General features: G+C 45.0%; 13 protein-coding genes and 1 rRNA gene. 9 read left to right on the plus strand and 5 right to left on the minus strand.

Annotated features, from left to right (window positions below):
- A 16S ribosomal RNA gene (locus VXQ92_RS02765) occupies window positions 1-167 on the minus strand; the annotation flags it as partial.
- A 541-nt stretch (window positions 168-708) separates the two neighbouring features.
- On the opposite strand from VXQ92_RS02765, the gene VXQ92_RS02770 reads away from it, so the two are divergent.
- From VXQ92_RS02770 to VXQ92_RS02795, 6 genes are all read left to right on the plus strand, one after another.
- Window positions 709-1,608, plus strand: coding sequence for a VacJ family lipoprotein (locus tag VXQ92_RS02770; RefSeq protein ID WP_064094696.1), 900 nt, complete (start codon window positions 709-711; stop codon window positions 1,606-1,608).
- 102 nt (window positions 1,609-1,710) lie between these two features.
- The gene (gigA, locus tag VXQ92_RS02775; protein ID WP_064094697.1) at window positions 1,711-2,679 is read left to right on the plus strand and encodes an RsbU family protein phosphatase GigA; all 969 of its coding nucleotides are present in this window, start codon (window positions 1,711-1,713) and stop codon (window positions 2,677-2,679) included.
- Between the two features lie 112 nt (window positions 2,680-2,791).
- Window positions 2,792-3,310, plus strand: coding sequence for an anti-anti-sigma factor GigB (gene gigB, locus VXQ92_RS02780; RefSeq protein WP_064094698.1), 519 nt, complete (start codon window positions 2,792-2,794; stop codon window positions 3,308-3,310).
- A gap of 20 nt (window positions 3,311-3,330) precedes the next feature.
- The gene (locus tag VXQ92_RS02785; RefSeq protein WP_416680312.1) at window positions 3,331-4,158 is read left to right on the plus strand and encodes a carbon-nitrogen hydrolase family protein; all 828 of its coding nucleotides are present in this window, start codon (window positions 3,331-3,333) and stop codon (window positions 4,156-4,158) included.
- A gap of 102 nt (window positions 4,159-4,260) precedes the next feature.
- Window positions 4,261-4,686 (plus strand): organic hydroperoxide resistance protein, encoded by a 426-nt coding sequence (locus tag VXQ92_RS02790; RefSeq protein ID WP_064094700.1) that lies wholly within the window; start codon window positions 4,261-4,263, stop codon window positions 4,684-4,686.
- Window positions 4,687-4,865: 179 nt separating this feature from the next.
- Complete coding sequence (locus VXQ92_RS02795) at window positions 4,866-5,258, plus strand: DUF4951 domain-containing protein (protein ID WP_064094701.1); 393 nt, start codon at window positions 4,866-4,868, stop codon at window positions 5,256-5,258.
- 50 nt (window positions 5,259-5,308) lie between these two features.
- On the opposite strand, the gene gspE is transcribed toward VXQ92_RS02795, so the two are convergent.
- Complete coding sequence (gene gspE, locus VXQ92_RS02800; RefSeq protein ID WP_416680314.1) at window positions 5,309-6,796, minus strand: type II secretion system ATPase GspE; 1,488 nt, start codon at window positions 6,794-6,796, stop codon at window positions 5,309-5,311.
- 102 nt (window positions 6,797-6,898) lie between these two features.
- Here gspE and VXQ92_RS02805 point away from each other — a divergent pair, with 102 nt between their 5' ends.
- Together VXQ92_RS02805 and VXQ92_RS02810 are read left to right on the plus strand one after the other, a co-directional pair.
- The gene (locus VXQ92_RS02805; RefSeq protein WP_416680316.1) at window positions 6,899-7,720 is read left to right on the plus strand and encodes a hypothetical protein; all 822 of its coding nucleotides are present in this window, start codon (window positions 6,899-6,901) and stop codon (window positions 7,718-7,720) included.
- A gap of 9 nt (window positions 7,721-7,729) precedes the next feature.
- Entirely contained in the window at window positions 7,730-8,653 is a 924-nt protein-coding gene (locus VXQ92_RS02810; RefSeq protein ID WP_219308520.1) for a mechanosensitive ion channel family protein, read from the plus strand.
- Between the two features lie 40 nt (window positions 8,654-8,693).
- Here the strand turns inward: VXQ92_RS02810 and VXQ92_RS02815 are convergent, their stop codons facing one another.
- Window positions 8,694-11,402, minus strand: coding sequence for a DUF2339 domain-containing protein (locus VXQ92_RS02815; protein ID WP_416680318.1), 2,709 nt, complete (start codon window positions 11,400-11,402; stop codon window positions 8,694-8,696).
- A gap of 161 nt (window positions 11,403-11,563) precedes the next feature.
- Between VXQ92_RS02815 and polA the strand changes: the two genes are divergently transcribed.
- The gene (gene polA, locus VXQ92_RS02820; RefSeq protein ID WP_064102321.1) at window positions 11,564-14,326 is read left to right on the plus strand and encodes a DNA polymerase I; all 2,763 of its coding nucleotides are present in this window, start codon (window positions 11,564-11,566) and stop codon (window positions 14,324-14,326) included.
- Between the two features lie 240 nt (window positions 14,327-14,566).
- Here the strand turns inward: polA and VXQ92_RS02825 are convergent, their stop codons facing one another.
- A complete protein-coding gene (locus VXQ92_RS02825; protein ID WP_064094707.1) occupies window positions 14,567-15,136 on the minus strand; it encodes a YggT family protein in 570 nt (189 codons plus the stop codon).
- Window positions 15,137-15,155: 19 nt separating this feature from the next.
- Window positions 15,156-15,995 carry a pyrroline-5-carboxylate reductase gene (gene proC, locus VXQ92_RS02830; protein WP_064094708.1) on the minus strand — a complete coding sequence of 280 codons (840 nt, stop codon included), beginning with the start codon at window positions 15,993-15,995 and terminating at the stop codon, window positions 15,156-15,158.
- Window position 15,996 lies beyond the last annotated feature (1 nt).

Genomic DNA, 15,996 nt, shown 5'->3' on the forward strand with positions numbered 1-15,996 from the left:
ATTAGCATCCCTTTCGAGATGTTGTCCCCCACTAATAGGCAGATTCCTAAGCATTACTCACCCGTCCGCCGCTAGGTAATGTAGCAAGCTACATTTCCCCGCTCGACTTGCATGTGTTAAGCCTGCCGCCAGCGTTCAATCTGAGCCATGATCAAACTCTTCAGTTTAAAATCAGTAGTACCTTTAAAGGGTACCAATCTTGACTCATCAATTTTCTGACAAATATTTCTCAAATAAACTTCGAGTAATTTCTACCATCAATCAATGAAAATAATTTCGATCAATCAACCAGTAAAAATCCACACAAGTTGTTCTTCATAATCTCTTAATGATCTTCTTGCTGATTCGTCACCAGCAAGCTAGGTCGGCTATATTACTCTCTATCTCTAGAAAGTCAACCAGTCATGAACATTATTTTTAAACTTTCTTTCTAAAACCCAACTCAATCAATCTTAACTAAGTCACTGTTTTATCAGAAGTTTTAATCTTCATCACCGCCGATGGATGTGCATTCTACAGCATTTCACATCCCTTGCAACCCCATTTTTTAAAAAATCATTTTGTATGTATATTTTTTAATCTTTTCGTGTGTTTTCATTCATTTTTTATACAAATTTGCTTAAATGATGTCTATTCGTGAATATAACGTTTATTATTTTCATCCTAATAAGTAGTGCTACTTACCCAGAAAAGGCCTCAGGTTACTTTATGCATCGTTCTATTTACTTCTCTATATGTTTATTTTCTTTAGCCATAACCCCACAGGTTTTTGCTGAGACGACTACCGATGTGGAAAATCTAAACGACGAGCCTGCAAAAACACCGCTTAGAACGAAAATCTCGAATAAAGCCCAACAATTACAGACACAATTGAAAGTCGATGCTAGAGCAGCACAGGCCGAAGAGGTTAAAGATCCTTTTCAGCCATTAAACCGAAAGATCTATCAGTTTAATGATGTAATTGACCGCACTGTGTTACGTCCTGTAGCCGTACAATATGTGGAAAAGGTTCCTCAAGATGTTCGCGGCAGTTATAACCAGTTCCGCAGTAACCTGGGTGAACCCTGGAATGTGGTCAACCAGTTGATTCAGGGTCGTCCTGCTCGTGCCGCCAAGTCTTTGGGCCGTTTCACGATTAATACCTTAACTACTTTAGGGCTGGCAGACCCGGCACGTCGTCTGGGCTTAAGTCATGAAGATGAAAAGTTTGGAATTACTTTAGGTTATTATGGGGTGCCTTCCGGCCCATATATCATGCTGCCATTTTTAGGTCCAAGTTCTGTTCGTGGAGTAATTGGTAGCGTTGTAGATAGCCAGGCCCGTCCACAAAAATATATTCTCGAAGATAACGACGGTCTTTACTGGAGTGACCAGTTTTGGCGTGTGGTTGATACTCGGTCGGAACTACTGGACGTTGAAGGGGTACTGACGGGTGATCGTTATGCACAGATTCGCGATATTTATTTGCAACGCACCAACTATACGATTGCAGAAAAGAAAGGCACAGAACAGGATACTCTATTCCTGGAAGATGATTTTGAAGACGAAAATTCGGATGATGTACCTTTTAGTGAGGACACTATTGAATCTTCCCCCGACGCTCCTTAAGTTTATGTTTCATGTATGATTGCTAGTGAAATCTCTTCGCTAGCCATCTTTTGCTTGTTATAGTAGCTCTTATAACCAATCCCGGGATTGAATCACTTTTTTATGTACTTCATTCAACCGACTCGTGATATTCCTTATTTAGATCAAGTACTTGATACGCTTCCGCATGTTCAGATGATCTATCTGGATGATCATGAACTTTATGACTCTACAATTATCGCGATTGCAGATGTGCATGACTATCTGCAATACAAATGGAATCTGCCCACGATTGTACTGGCCTTAGAGAATGAAGGTACCGCTTTAGCTCAAGCTTGGGAACAAGGAGCTTTAGCCGGCTGGATCTGGAATAAACTTCCTGATAATCCAGATCTGGCGCTGCAAAAAATTGACGCACAATACAAGCGTAACCAGGATAGCCGGGATCTTCCCTCTGCAGCAGAATTACAAAAAAGATTGTTACCGAATGCGATTGAACTAAACAATTATAAGGTCGAAACCTATTTTCAGCCTTCTGCCTATCTTTCAGGAGATTGGTATGATTATTGGAAAATTAGCGATAAAGAAGTCATTTTCTATTTAGCCGATGTGTCGGGACATGGAGTGACGAGCAGTTTGCTGACCTCCTGGATGGCTGCTTTTCATGGACGCTCCAAAACCCCGCGCGAGCTGATCAAGAAGCTTAACGGAATGCTGATGCAGGAGAATATTGAAAAACACATCACCATGATTGCTGGGATTCTCAATCTGGAAACCCACGTATTGAAATGGTCCAGTGCCGGACATTATCCGCCACCCATTATATTTGAACCCAATCAAGAACCTAAAATTTTTGCTACGAGCAGCTTCCCTTTAGGCCTGACTGAAGAGCTTGAGGTTGAGGAAAATGAATGGGTATTAAGCCGCAATTCCCGTTTTATTATTTGTTCAGATGGTGCACTGGAGCCTTTTGATGGCGGATTAAATGAACAATTCTCGCAATTATTACACCATTTACAACATCAGTCTTTTCAGGTACCAGAACATGTGGCCGACGATATCGCCTTTTTAAGTTTTATAAGAGTGAATTAATACTATATTTACAGACTTTATAAGCACTTAATTTGATTACTACTTTCAGCCACTTGAGTATCCCTGGACCCTATGGGATAATTTAATATCCTTCTCTGCAAATGGCATTTATATGTCAACAGGTCATGTTGAATATGCAAGTCTGAATGGAACGCATATTTTTAAGCTTATCGGCGAAGTGCGTGCCCAGTCTTGTATTAGTCTAGACAAATTACTGAACAGAATTGAACAGCAAGACAACGTAGTTGGCGCTATCGTTGATTTAACCGAAACCACTTTTATTGACAGTACTGTACTGGGTGTTCTGGCAAAGCTAGGCCTAAAGCTCAAACAAGTACATAATATTCAAGCTGTTATGCTTTCTACCAATTCTGACATTACTACTCTGGCCAACAGTATGGGACTGAGCCAAGTGTTTGTAATCCTGAATTATTGTGGCGATCCTAATGTATGCACACGCGCCCTGATGGAAGAACATATTACCCATCAGAATATGTTGAATACTGTTCTGGATGCGCATAAAACCTTGATGAAGCTGAATCAAAGTAACAAGAACATGTTTGAACCTTTAGTCAAACAGTTACAGAAAGAGCAAGATAGTTTGGATAAAGTTTCCGAACAAAAGGTATAACCATCTTCCAAGAGGACACTATGACTTTACTTTCTGTTGTACAAATGAATTCTCAAAATGAAATTAATGCCAATTTCATGGAGATTGAATCTTTAATTCAACAAAGTAAGGCCAATGGCGCTGAACTTATTGTGTTCCCTGAAAACTTTGTCTGTTTTGCCGCAGGAAAACAGCGTGAAACTGCTGCCCAGTTTGAAGCCATTCAGCAACGTCTTGAACAGCTTGCCCATCAATACGAAACCTGGATAGTGGCTGGGACCTTACCCTGTCCCTATCGCCCAGACGGCTCAGTCATTGAAGACGGTCGGGTACGTACTGTCAGTCTTTGTATCAGTCCAGAACGCACTGAAGCGCGTTATGACAAAATTCACCTGTTTGATGTACAAGTGGGTGATGCAGTTGGTGGTTATCAGGAATCCAAGTTCTTTGAGCCTGGCACAGATGTGGTAGTAGCAAAGACCCCTTTTGGCAATATCGGTTTAATGGTCTGCTATGACCTGCGCTTTCCGGAACTGGCTTTAAACCTGCGGGCCAAAGATGCAAATCTTTTAACTGCACCTTCTGCATTTACCTACACCACCGGTGAAATGCACTGGCAGCTTCTGCTGCAAACACGTGCTATGGATACCCAATGCTCGGTGCTTGGTGCAGCCCAGCAAGGCTGGCATGGTGAAAAACGTCAGACTTGGGGTCATGCAGCTGCCACCAACAGTCGCGGTCAGCTTCTGCAGATGATCCATGCAGAGGGTGCAGGTCTGATTACGGTAGACTTTGATTTAAACGAACAACAAAAAGTGCGTGAATCCATGCCTTTAATGCAACATCGTAAATTGCTCCAGCTCTCTTAAAAACTTTTTTATATTTGCATAAAATAACAAAATCCCTGCTTATTCTTCGAGCAAAATAGCTGAGCATGAAAGCTCCATAAAAAATAAGCAGGAATTTATCTCATGTCATTAGAAAAAGCAGTATATACCGCACATGCCAAAGCCACCGGCGGTCGCGATGGCCATGCGACCTCTGACGATCAGATTCTGGATGTACAATTGGCGGTGCCCAAAGAAATGGGCGGCCCAGGCGGTGGAACTAACCCAGAACAACTGTTTGCTGCAGGTTACTCAGCCTGCTTTTTGGGTGCCATGAAGTTTGTGGCCAATCGCGACAAGCTCAATATGACTAAAGATGCTTTTATTGAAGGTGATGTCGGTATTGGACCGATTCCTACCGGGTTTGGTATTGAAGTGACCTTAAATATTCATCTTGAAGGCATGGATCAGGAAGAAGCGCAAAAACTGGTAGACGCGGCTCATATCGTCTGCCCATACTCAAATGCGACCCGTAATAATATTGATGTGAACTTAAACGTCATTACCTAAACTCTTTTGCTTAACTGCTATCCTGAAAAAGAGTTTCAGGATAGCCAAGCTTCAATTATAAATTTCAACTTTTAGTTGCTTCACTTTCCCTGAACATCCAACTTCCTTTTCAAAACAACAGCAAAAACTTAAGAAATTATATATAATGATTCTTATTTTCATTTATCTGATTTATATTGATGTTCAAACCTGTTCTTTTAAGTTCTTTCTTACTGACCGTTGCTACCGCCTCTTTTGCAGATCTTCATCTCTCAGAAAAAATCCGCCCACAGGTAAATTCTCTGATCAATACAGAGATTGAACGCTTGCCCATTCCACCTACCCCAAACAACATGAACTTACCCGAATTTGGTCAAGGAATTATCGGCTGGGGAACAGGTCCCGATGGTGCGCAAGCCCGTTTTTTCAATATCACTCAGGCAGATGTTGAAACAATGAAACAGGAGGGACTGACTTTAGAAATGATTCAGACTTGGCAGACATTTTATGAAAATGAAACTCTGCGCAATCCGGGCAATCCGACTGCACCACTTCGTGCCCAGCTCATGAAAAAAATCGCCAGCCTTTGGTAAATTTCCAAAAGTCCTGACGATCCTTATAATGAAAGTAATAGATTAAAAGATTAATCTGCCGCTTCGTTGGTCACTCGCAATACTTCTTCAATCGTAGTTTTACCTGCCAATACTTTGCGTAAACCATCATCACGAATGGAGCCTGATGACTGTCGGGCATAGCTTTCTATTTCATATTCAGCCGCATTGCCGTGAATTAAACGACGCATATGATCATCGACGGACACAATTTCATAAATTGCGGTACGCCCGCTAAAGCCCATATTGCCACAGCGCTCACAGCCTTGCGGTTGAGGGAGTTTTAAATCCTGGGGATGTTCAATATGTTCAAACAGATTCTTCTCAAAAGCATCTGCTTCACGCCAGGTTGCGCAATGTGGGCATAGGGTTCTGACCAGACGCTGTGCAATCACGCCAATCAGGGAACTTGAAAGCAAAAATGGCTCAATTCCCATATCTTTAAGACGGGTCACTGCACCAATAGCAGTATTGGTATGCAAGGTGGATAACACCAGATGCCCCGTCAATGAAGCCTGTACCGCAATTTCTGCAGTTTCCAGATCACGAATCTCGCCGACCATGACTACATCTGGGTCCTGACGCAGCATTGCTTTTAACGCACGGGCAAAAGTCATATCTACTTTGCTATTAACCTGAGTCTGACCAATCCCTTCTAACTGGTATTCAATTGGATCTTCAGCGGTAAGAATGTTTTTGGAACCATCATTGAGGTCCGAAAGTGCCGCATATAACGTCGTCGTTTTACCCGAACCCGTCGGGCCGGTCACCAGAATAATTCCATGCGGACGATGTACCAGATGAGTTAAGCGTTCATAGTCCGGTTGCATCAAACCCAAATGGGTCATATTTAACCGGCCAGCCTGCTTGTCTAATAGACGCATCACCACCCGTTCACCATAAGAAGATGGCAAGGTGGAAACACGCACATCAACTTCACGCCCTGCCAGACGCAAGGAAATACGGCCATCTTGCGGAATACGCTTTTCCGCAATATCCAGTTTGGCCATGACCTTGATACGTGAAACCAGAAGCGGGGCCAGTTCACGGCGTGGCTGGACAATTTCGCGTAACTGGCCATCGACCCGTAAACGTACCGACAGTTTTTTCTCAAAAGATTCAATATGAATATCGGAAGCCCCGACACGAATTGCTTCGGATAATAGCGCATTGATCAGACGCACAATCGGCGCATCATCTTCCTGATCCATCAGGTCTTCAGCTTCAGGTACGGAATCGGCCAGACTGAGTAAATCCGGATGATCTTCCAGACCGGCAGCCACCTGCTGTGATTCCCCGCTATCGCCGGCAAAACTGGAACTGAGCAACTGGTTAAATTCCTGTTCACTACACAGCTGAAAATGGGCCGGATAGCCGAGCAGACGGCGGGCTTCCTGCAATGCAAGCATAGAGGTATTGTCACGACGCAGAATAAAGGCCTGATCTCCCTCATAACGCAACAGCACTCCATGGCGCTTGGCGAAGCTATATGGGATTTGTAATTGTTTAAGTACTTGCATCGCGAATTATAATAATGATGAAAAAATTTAAATTGAGTGTACTCTAAGCATATGACAGCGTGAAGTATGTTTTCAAAGATTTAGCAAGAAAGGGTGCCAAGATTGCCGCAAGATAAAGATGAATTAATCCCGAATATAGCGAAAATACGCTGGTGGGGAGAACAGAATTTTGAAATAAATCAATCCAAAGCCTGGCAGTTTGGCTCCTTGCTGTTTCGTCTGACCCGAGGCATTCAGGAGTGGCGACTGGAATATTATCGTCCTTCCGTACAATACGATTATGAGCAGCAATGGCATCAGATTGATGATCCAAATTTTGCCTTTCCACCGCCCGTGAAAATTGAACGCTATATGTTCAAATCCACACAAAATAACCTGCAACTCATGCCACGTCTTGCAGACCGTTCTGTGGTGATCAAGCCAGTCGATCCGATTTATATTCCTGCCGGACAGCGCGGTACGCTTTATATCAGCACGCCCTTATGGATTGCCGGTTTTGTCGAGGGGCAGCGCGAACCGATTTTCGATTTGCCGGTAATCTTGCCAAAAGACACCTGGTTTGGACCCAATCACCGTTCGGGGGAAATCTGTTATGCCACCGCAGTCGATGGCAGAACCGAACTGAAACAGTTACATCCGCGAGCCTTTCGTGCAGTCACGCCAATTGAATTTCACAATACCAGTAACCAGCAATTGCGCTTTGACCGAATGAATGTGCCAGTGCCTGCCCTGCCGCTTTTTTACAGTGAAAGTACCGGCCGCTTATGGACCTCACAAATCCGGGTCTTGCATGAGAGTTCGGATCGTCCGCCGCGGATCCGGGTGGAAAACCGCACGCCACCAAATGCTGGTGAAGTGGCCTATTTGCATCCACCGCGTGATCCAGCAGGTGCATTATTTAATATGTTTGATTCATTTTTCTAAGGGCGTCTGATGCCAAGTTCAAATATTCCGACCGAAGTCACCAATAGCCTGAAGGGAGTATTTACCAATATCAATACCGATCGTTTGACCGAAGTTCTGGTGGCGGTGGTGTTGTGCTTTATTGGTTTCCTGATCGCACGCTTTATTTCCAATACCTTTATTCGCACCATTGGTGTCCGTTTTAATGCCCATCAGAAACTGGTCTGGCGCCGCGGAATTTTCTATTTTATCTTCCTGCTGTTTGTGATGGCTAGTCTGAAAGAAGCCGGTTTTAAACTCAGTGTCTTCCTTGGCGCTGCAGGGATTTTAACGGTCGCACTGGGTTTTGCTTCGCAAACCTCAGCATCCAACCTGATCAGTGGTCTGTTCCTGATTGGTGAAGGTTCTTTTGAAGTCGGTGATACCATCCAGATTACCTTGATTCGTGGGCATACCATTGAAGGCGAAGTGATTTCGATTGATCTGCTCTCGGTTAAGCTTTTGACCCAAGATAATATTTATGTACGGTTGCCAAATGAACAGCTGATTCGGGCACCGGTACAGAACCTGTCAAAATTTCCGATACGGCGTATTCCAATTACTTTGGCAATCAATTTCCATGAAGATATTATCAAGGTACGCGAAGTTCTGCTGGACGTTGCCAATAAGTATCCACTGGTTCTGGCCGACCCGAAACCGGCCGTCACCGTTACTGCGTTCCGTGAATCTTCGATTGAACTGCTGTTTGCGGTGTGGTGCCAACAGGAAAACTACCTGAAAGTACGTGATGAAATGCAGGAACGGATTCGCAACGGCTTTGTCGATAACCAGATTGAAATTCCGGTGCCAAAAATGGGCTTTGTCGATCCTCCACTTTCCCGTCCTCTAGAAAATGAAGAAATTGATCAATACGCCAATGACAAGGCTCTCAAAAGAGAGTCTGGTCTGAAATAATCCTTAGATTCCCTCTCCTTTTTTAGAGGAGAGGATTCAATCAATCAGTTTTCTCTGGCATCGGTGCAATATACGCAATCAGCAGCATTACCCCGCCCGCCAGCAAGAAGGAAATCACCCGGGTCAGGGTGCCAATATGTGACAGGTCAAATAGTACGAGCTTCAAGGTCACAATCACCAGAATACTGCCGCCTAAAATCCACATCGGTTTCAGTTTTTTGAGTGTCGCCGTCCACATGGTAATCCAAGCCAGTAATACCCAGAGTATGGTCAGACTGAGCTGAACTGTTGCATTGTTCCATAATGCCAGCTCATTAAACGGTGTCTGCAGGTACACATGCAAAGCTCTTAAAACAATATAACTGGAAAGCCATAACAGGCTTAGTACCATTAAAACTGCAATCATGCCTTTATCACGTCCCACCTTGATTTGCTGTAACAGCATCCAGATAAAACTGGCAAACATGGCAATACTGATCAGGTCAAAAGGATTGAGAATCGGCAGCCAGTAATATTGAAAAGCTTGCTGGCTAAACAGCTGTGAACAAACCAGCCAAGTTGCCATCAGCAATAAACAGCTCTTGGTTTGCCAAAGCTGCTGCCAGCCTGACTGCACATCCTGCCGATAGCACCACAGGCAGAATAATAAAGGTAAAATCACCATGCTCAGATAAGGCATGTTCGGGATCAGGCATAAACTTGCCAGAGCCAGGCTGCTAAAAACACCAAAGCTCATCCATTCCTTGGAGAGCTGCAAGCCAGCCAGCGGTCTAAGCCACAGAATGGCCAATAATATCGCTGAAAGTGCAGAAACTCCACGTTCCAGATCACTATTCCAGACAATCACCGCATTTTGACTGCGATCCAGGGTCAGAATCGCTGCAATGACCAGCAAAGGCGAGATGCCGCTCCACTTCGGCAGTAACCAAGACCATTCCTGATTTTTGCGCAGGATCATTTCATTGAACAGTACATAACCCAGTGTGATGATAAATAAACTCAGCACATAGGCATGCTGACTCGGGAATTCATCTTCCAGCAAGGCAAATAGCATCAGACTGGCCGCGACACTCACGCTGCTTAAAAAACTGACACTCAGACTATCCATCTGCTGCTGGTATTGCTTTTTAAGCTGGCTGATGACCACGACTGCCACATAGCACAGACTCAAAATCCAGAAAATGATTCGCGGTGTTGGATTAATCTCGACCAGATAATACAGACTGCTGAATCCGGCCATCAGTAATAAGCCCATGCTCAGATAGTGTGCTACCCGGACATTTTTTTCCAAGGCCCATAAATAAATCAGCACACCTTCAACTGCCCAGCCAATCACACTCCATTGTTCTGTCAATAAGATCGGTGGCACCAAGGCCAGGAAAATCAGCATCAGGCTCAGATAGCTCTGCGAAATGAGCTGGATAGTTTGTTTACGGCGCAGCAGTGTCCAGCAAGCGGCAAAGACCAGTGCAAAGAACAGGCTTAATCCAGCTTGCCAGAGTTTTTGATTGGGCTGATTAAAATGAATCAGATACAGAAAAATATATGCCGTGATCGGTGCAGCGAAAATCAGCGCTAAGTCCAATACCGGTTTTAACTGAAAACGTGAGAGATCCTGTCGTGCCAGCAACTGGCTAAAGCGGAAACCTAGCCAGATAAACAGCGCACTATGTGCCAGAATCAGCGCAGTCATGGCATAACGCTCATATGTATAACCATGAATCAGGCTATATATCCCGCCCACGACCGCAGTCACTAAAAAGGCAATTTGATTGAGAATCTTCCATGGCCGGAAACTGCTCAGTACTGCCACCCCGATATTGATCAGCAGATAATAGCTGATCAACTCAACAGCAGAAGCATCGCGGGTCGGCAAGGTAAACGGCGCCAGATAAGCAATCAGCAAAGCCATCAAGGCCAGTTCGATGCTTTCCTGTTTCAGGCTTAAATATAGAGTGATGGCCAGAATGATGATGAATAACAAAGTCGCCAACGGTAACGTGGGAATCACCAGATTGTAATAGGCAAAAAATAAGGTCAGGAACAGACTCCCCAAACCTAGCCCTTCCAGTGCCAGAGCAAAACTCCGATTTTTCTGCATCAGGCGATAACCCAGCCCTGCTATACACCCACTTGCTAGTGCAACAAGGCCTAATTTTGCAGCCAGACTGAGTTGCCAGTGCTCAGTGGCAAAACGCAGCAGTAAAATAATCCCAATCACTAAAATACTGATTGCGACTTTTAAGACTGGATTTCCCTGGAAAAGCCAGCGCTGCAGTTGATCTACCAGATGAGGAGAGTCATTTACCTCTTGGGCAGGCTCAGTTTTCACGAATGGAACAGAATCGGATCGATCCGGTGATCGCTGTAAGGGATCGGCAGAATGGGATTGCGATTGCAGCTGTATCAAACGCCCTTCCAGACGTTGCAGCCACCTGAGCAAAAAGAATACCCAGGCCGTAATCCCGATGCCCATCAGCCAATCCAGTTCAGCCAGTCCACCAACAATGGCAGTAATTGAGGAAATATATAAAGGAACTTTAGAGTTATGCTCCAAGGACATCTGCTGCTGTCCGGCCAATTGATTCATCGATGCTTCTACCGCAGTGACATATTGCATCACGCTAAAGATAAACCCCAAACCACACAGATAAGTCACAATCTGATAACCCAGATACCAAGCGCTGATCCCGGCAATCAGCAGGGTAATCAGCCAGATCATGCGCAACTCATTCCGTCCTGCAGCCATTCTTATATTTCTCTTTCCTGAATCGCTCCATCATACAACAGCTTGTGCTGCTTATTTCATCTTCGGCCGATATTCGCTAAGCTGTAAACTCAGACTCGTCTCAGCGAGCGCGGTAAAAATCACGTACAATAGCGCTGTATTTTGAATAAGGAATTGATTACATGCCACCATTTGTCTTGGTCGATGGCTCTTACTTTTTATTTCGTGCCTTTCACGCACTGCCACCATTAACCACGTCAACCGGTTTACATACCAATGCAATTCGTGGTGCGATTTCTGCTATTCAAAAACTGATGCGCCGGACCCAACCGACCCATATGGCGGTGATTTTCGATACCCCAGAACCGACCTTCCGGCATGAGCTGTCACCGATTTATAAAGGTGACCGTCCCAGCATGCCAACGGAATTATCCGAACAGATTCCTTATCTGCATGCCTTGATCCGTGCTTTGGGCATTCCGCTGCATACCTTGCCGGGTGCCGAAGCCGATGACATTATCGGGACACTGGCCAAACGTGCCGAGGCGATGGGACATCAGGTGCTGATCTCTACGGGCGATAAAGATATGGCGCAACTGGTGACCGAAAAAGTTACCCTGGAAGACAGCTTTAAAGAAAAACCGCTGGATGTCGACGGCGTGTTTGAAAAGTTTGGCGTTTGGCCAAATCAGATTATTGACTATCTGACCCTGATGGGCGATGCATCGGATGGCATCATGGGCGTGCCGGGTGTGGGTGCCAAAACTGCAGCAAAACTGCTTAACGAATATGGCTCGATTGGTGGCATTTTAGAAAATGTCGACAAGATCAAAGGCAAAGTCGGTCAAAATATTAAAGAACATGTCGATGGCATTGCACTGGACCATCAACTGGCCAGTATTGTCATCGATCTGGATCTTAACTTTGGTTATGACGATTTAAAACTGGGTGAGCCGAATGTCGAGACCTTACGTCATTTATACACCGAGCTGGAATTCCGTAACCAGCTGCAGTCCTTAGATCACCCGAACAACCCGAATAATTCAAACTACAAGCAGGCGGCAAAATCTATTAACGCCAAAGCGGTTACAGTACCAGAACCTCTGGAAGACCATGCGTCTGTGACCAGCAGTGATGACCAGTTAGGACAAGCCACCTATCACACGGTATTAAGCCAACAAGATTGGGACACACTGTTTGGGCGCTTAAGCACCGAAAAACGTTTTGCCTTTGATACCGAAACCACCAGTCTGGATTATCGTATTGCACAGATTGTCGGTTTCTCGGTCGCCTTCGATGCGCAGGATGCTTATTATGTTCCCTTGGCACATGATTATGAAGGCGCACCGGAGCAGCTGAATCGTGAAGTAATTCTGGCGCAAATCAAACCAATTCTGGAAGATGAGTCTGTAAAGAAAATTGGTCATCATCTGAAATATGATGCACATGTCCTAGAAAATCATGGCATTCATCTGGCAGGCTGGTATTTCGACACCATGCTAGCTTCCTATGTCCTGAATTCTGTCGCAACCCGTCATGGCATGGATGATGTGGCCCGTCTGTATTTGAGTCATCTGACCACGACTTATGAACAGGTAGCCGGTAAAGGTGCCAAACAGAAGACCTTCAACCAGATTCCACTTGAAACTGCAGCGCATTATGCTGCAGAAGATGCACATGTTACCTATCGTCTTTATGAAGTCTTGAGCAGCAAATTACAGGCACATCCTGAACTGGTAAATATTCTGCATAATATTGAAGTTCCGGTCGCACGTGTACTGACGCAAATGGAAGAAAACGGCATCGAACTGGATCTTGCTTTTCTGGATCAGCTTGGGGGCGAATTTTCCAACACCATGCAAAATCTGGAAAACCAGATTATGGAAATTGCCGGTGAAAGCTTTAATGTCAGCTCACCTAAACAGGTCGGTGAAGTGTTATTTGAAAAGCTGGGCCTAAAAGGCGGTAAAAAAACCACCACCGGACAATACAGTACCAGTGAAAGTGTACTGGAAAAAATTGAACATCCGATTGCCCAGCTGATTCTGGAGTATCGTGGTTTGTCCAAGCTGAAAAGTACCTATACCGATGGCTTATGCAAACAGGCCAATCCTGATACCCACCGGGTGCATACCAGTTATCATCAGGCATTGACTGCAACTGGCCGTTTATCATCGACTGATCCAAACCTGCAGAATATTCCGATTCGTGCCGAAATTGGCCGTCAAATCCGCAAGGCATTTGTGGCACCTGAAGGCCGTGTCTTGCTGGCAGCCGATTACTCACAAATTGAATTGCGTCTGATGGCCCACTTATCTCAGGATGAAGCCCTGCTGGATGCATTTATTCATGGTCAGGATGTACACCGCCGTACCGCAGCGGAAGTTTTGGGCATTCCTTTGGAAGAAGTGACCAATGACCAGCGCCGTCAGGCCAAGGCTGTTAACTTCGGCCTACTTTACGGCATGTCCGAGTTTGGTCTGATCCGACAGTTAGGTTTTACCCGTCAGGAATCACAGGATTATATCAAGCAGTATTTCCACCGTTATCCGGGCATTTATGAGTATATGCAACGTACCCGTCAGGTTGCATTAGAACAAGGTTTTGTTGAAACCCTGCTCGGACGCCGTTTATATACCCCAGATATCGATGCCCGTAATATGATGGTGCGTAAAGCGGCAGAACGTGCCGCAATTAATGCCCCGCTACAAGGTTCGGCTGCAGATATCATTAAAATGGCGATGATTGAAGTCGACAAGATGTTGCCAAAAGATCAGGCCAAAATGCTGCTACAAGTGCACGATGAACTGGTGTTTGAAGTCGATGAAGACATTGCCGATGAACTGGCACCTAAACTGGCTGAAGTGATGCAATCGGTACTACAGATTTCTGTACCGTTAGTGGTAGAAGTCGGTAAAGGTAAAAACTGGGATGAGGCGCATTAAAGGGTTTCCTCACCCCAGCCCTTCTCCCTCTGGGAGAGAGTGTGAAAACCAATATATTAAAGGTATCCACTCTCCTCTCAGGAGGGGGTTAGGGAGAGGTTAATATCCCATCTTCTTCTTGTACTGCGCTTAAAACTTATTCACGGTTGGGGAAGTTTAACAAATCCCTACACCTTCCTTTTCTAAAGGGAGGAGCAAATTAAAAAAGGACGCTTCAGCGTCCTTTTCTTTTCATTCAGATTAAAAACCCGTTAACAATACAATTGCTACCTGGTTCATGATCATTTCAATCACAATCAAGGCCAGAATCGCCAGGATTGGAGACAGGTCAATCATGCCCATATTCGGCATAATCCGGCGGAAAGGTGCCAGCAATGGCTCGGCAAGTTCCTGAACTACTTCAATATAAGGTGAACGGGATTGGGTAAACATCACCACCCAGCTTAAAATAATGGTAGCGAAAATCAAGTAACGACAGAAACGGATCAAATCCTGCATCATGGTGACAAAAGTCAGAATGAGCAAATGCACAGGACCATTCGGCATGCCACCCGACAGATACATCATGCCGAAAATTTTCAGCAAATACAGCACCACTAAAAGTGCCAATGCCGCAGTATTAACCCGCCCTTTGCCCATCGTCGGGAAAATACGCCCGAATACATCTACAATTTTGGTTGCTTTGACGGTAGACAGAACGACGGGATTGTAAGGACTTACCGCAGCCAATTGCATTAAAAAGCGGAAGAATACGAGCAAAATCGCGACGTTAATGATAATGCCAAAAATTAGCGCAGAATTTGCACCCATACTTGAACTTTCCTAAAAATTAAACTGAAGATTTGCTGCTTTCACTGAGCTCTTGAGCCAGTTCCTGACTGCGTTTTTGCGCAGCAGCAAGTGCTGCCTGAATATTCTGAGAAATTTGCGCACGGTCGAACACTTCTAGTGCTGCCTGAGTCGTTCCATTTGGAGAGGTGACGTTTTTACGTAGCTCAGCCGGTGTATTTGAACTGGTGATGGCCATTTGTGCCGCCCCCAAAGCCGTTTGCAAAGTGAGTGCTGTGGCTACTTTTTCATCCAGACCTAAATTCTTGCCAGCACGAATCATACTTTCCATCATATAGAAAAAATAAGCAGGTCCCGAACCAGATACTGCAGTGACCGCATCAATCTGAGCTTCAGAGTCTACCCAAATTGTCAGGCCGGTAGAAGCTAAAACCTGACTCGCCAGCTCGCGATCTTCTGCCTTTACTTCATCTTTAGCAAATAGGCCATGTGCACCGGTTTGTACGAGTGCTGGTGTATTTGGCATGACACGGACAATACGGTCAGTCCCCAATAGTGCAGACAATGTAGCAATCTCGGCACCCGCAACGATCGAAATAACCAGCTTGCCGTCCAGCAAACCCTGCAATGGTTTCAATACCTCAGCCAATACCTGTGGTTTGACTGCAAACACGACAATATCCGCATTTTTGATAGCAGCACGATTATCATCGGTGACATTCACTTCTTTTTCTGCAAGCAGTGAACGTACTTTCTCGACCGGATCAGAAACTGTAATACGTGTTGGTGGCAATCCCCGTGAAATCAGCCCGCCAATCAAGGCTTGAGCCATATTACCGCCACCAATAAAGCCAATATTACAATTTAAAGCTGCACTCATG

It is taken from the genome of Acinetobacter sp. 228 (assembly GCF_048147885.1).

Bases quoted from the DNA above. Each gene is read 5' to 3' on its own strand.
- VXQ92_RS02770 (WP_064094696.1), top strand. From the start codon at position 709: ATGCATCGTTCTATTTACTTCTCTATATGTTTATTTTCTTTAGCCATA.
- gigA (WP_064094697.1), top strand. From the start codon at position 1,711: ATGTACTTCATTCAACCGACTCGTGATATTCCTTATTTAGATCAAGTA.
- gigB (WP_064094698.1), top strand. From the start codon at position 2,792: ATGTCAACAGGTCATGTTGAATATGCAAGTCTGAATGGAACGCATATT.
- VXQ92_RS02785 (WP_416680312.1), top strand. From the start codon at position 3,331: ATGACTTTACTTTCTGTTGTACAAATGAATTCTCAAAATGAAATTAAT.
- VXQ92_RS02790 (WP_064094700.1), top strand. From the start codon at position 4,261: ATGTCATTAGAAAAAGCAGTATATACCGCACATGCCAAAGCCACCGGC.
- VXQ92_RS02795 (WP_064094701.1), top strand. From the start codon at position 4,866: ATGTTCAAACCTGTTCTTTTAAGTTCTTTCTTACTGACCGTTGCTACC.
- gspE (WP_416680314.1), bottom strand. From the start codon at position 6,796: ATGCAAGTACTTAAACAATTACAAATCCCATATAGCTTCGCCAAGCGC.
- VXQ92_RS02810 (WP_219308520.1), top strand. From the start codon at position 7,730: ATGCCAAGTTCAAATATTCCGACCGAAGTCACCAATAGCCTGAAGGGA.
- VXQ92_RS02815 (WP_416680318.1), bottom strand. From the start codon at position 11,402: ATGGCTGCAGGACGGAATGAGTTGCGCATGATCTGGCTGATTACCCTG.
- polA (WP_064102321.1), top strand. From the start codon at position 11,564: ATGCCACCATTTGTCTTGGTCGATGGCTCTTACTTTTTATTTCGTGCC.
- VXQ92_RS02825 (WP_064094707.1), bottom strand. From the start codon at position 15,136: ATGGGTGCAAATTCTGCGCTAATTTTTGGCATTATCATTAACGTCGCG.
- proC (WP_064094708.1), bottom strand. From the start codon at position 15,995: ATGAGTGCAGCTTTAAATTGTAATATTGGCTTTATTGGTGGCGGTAAT.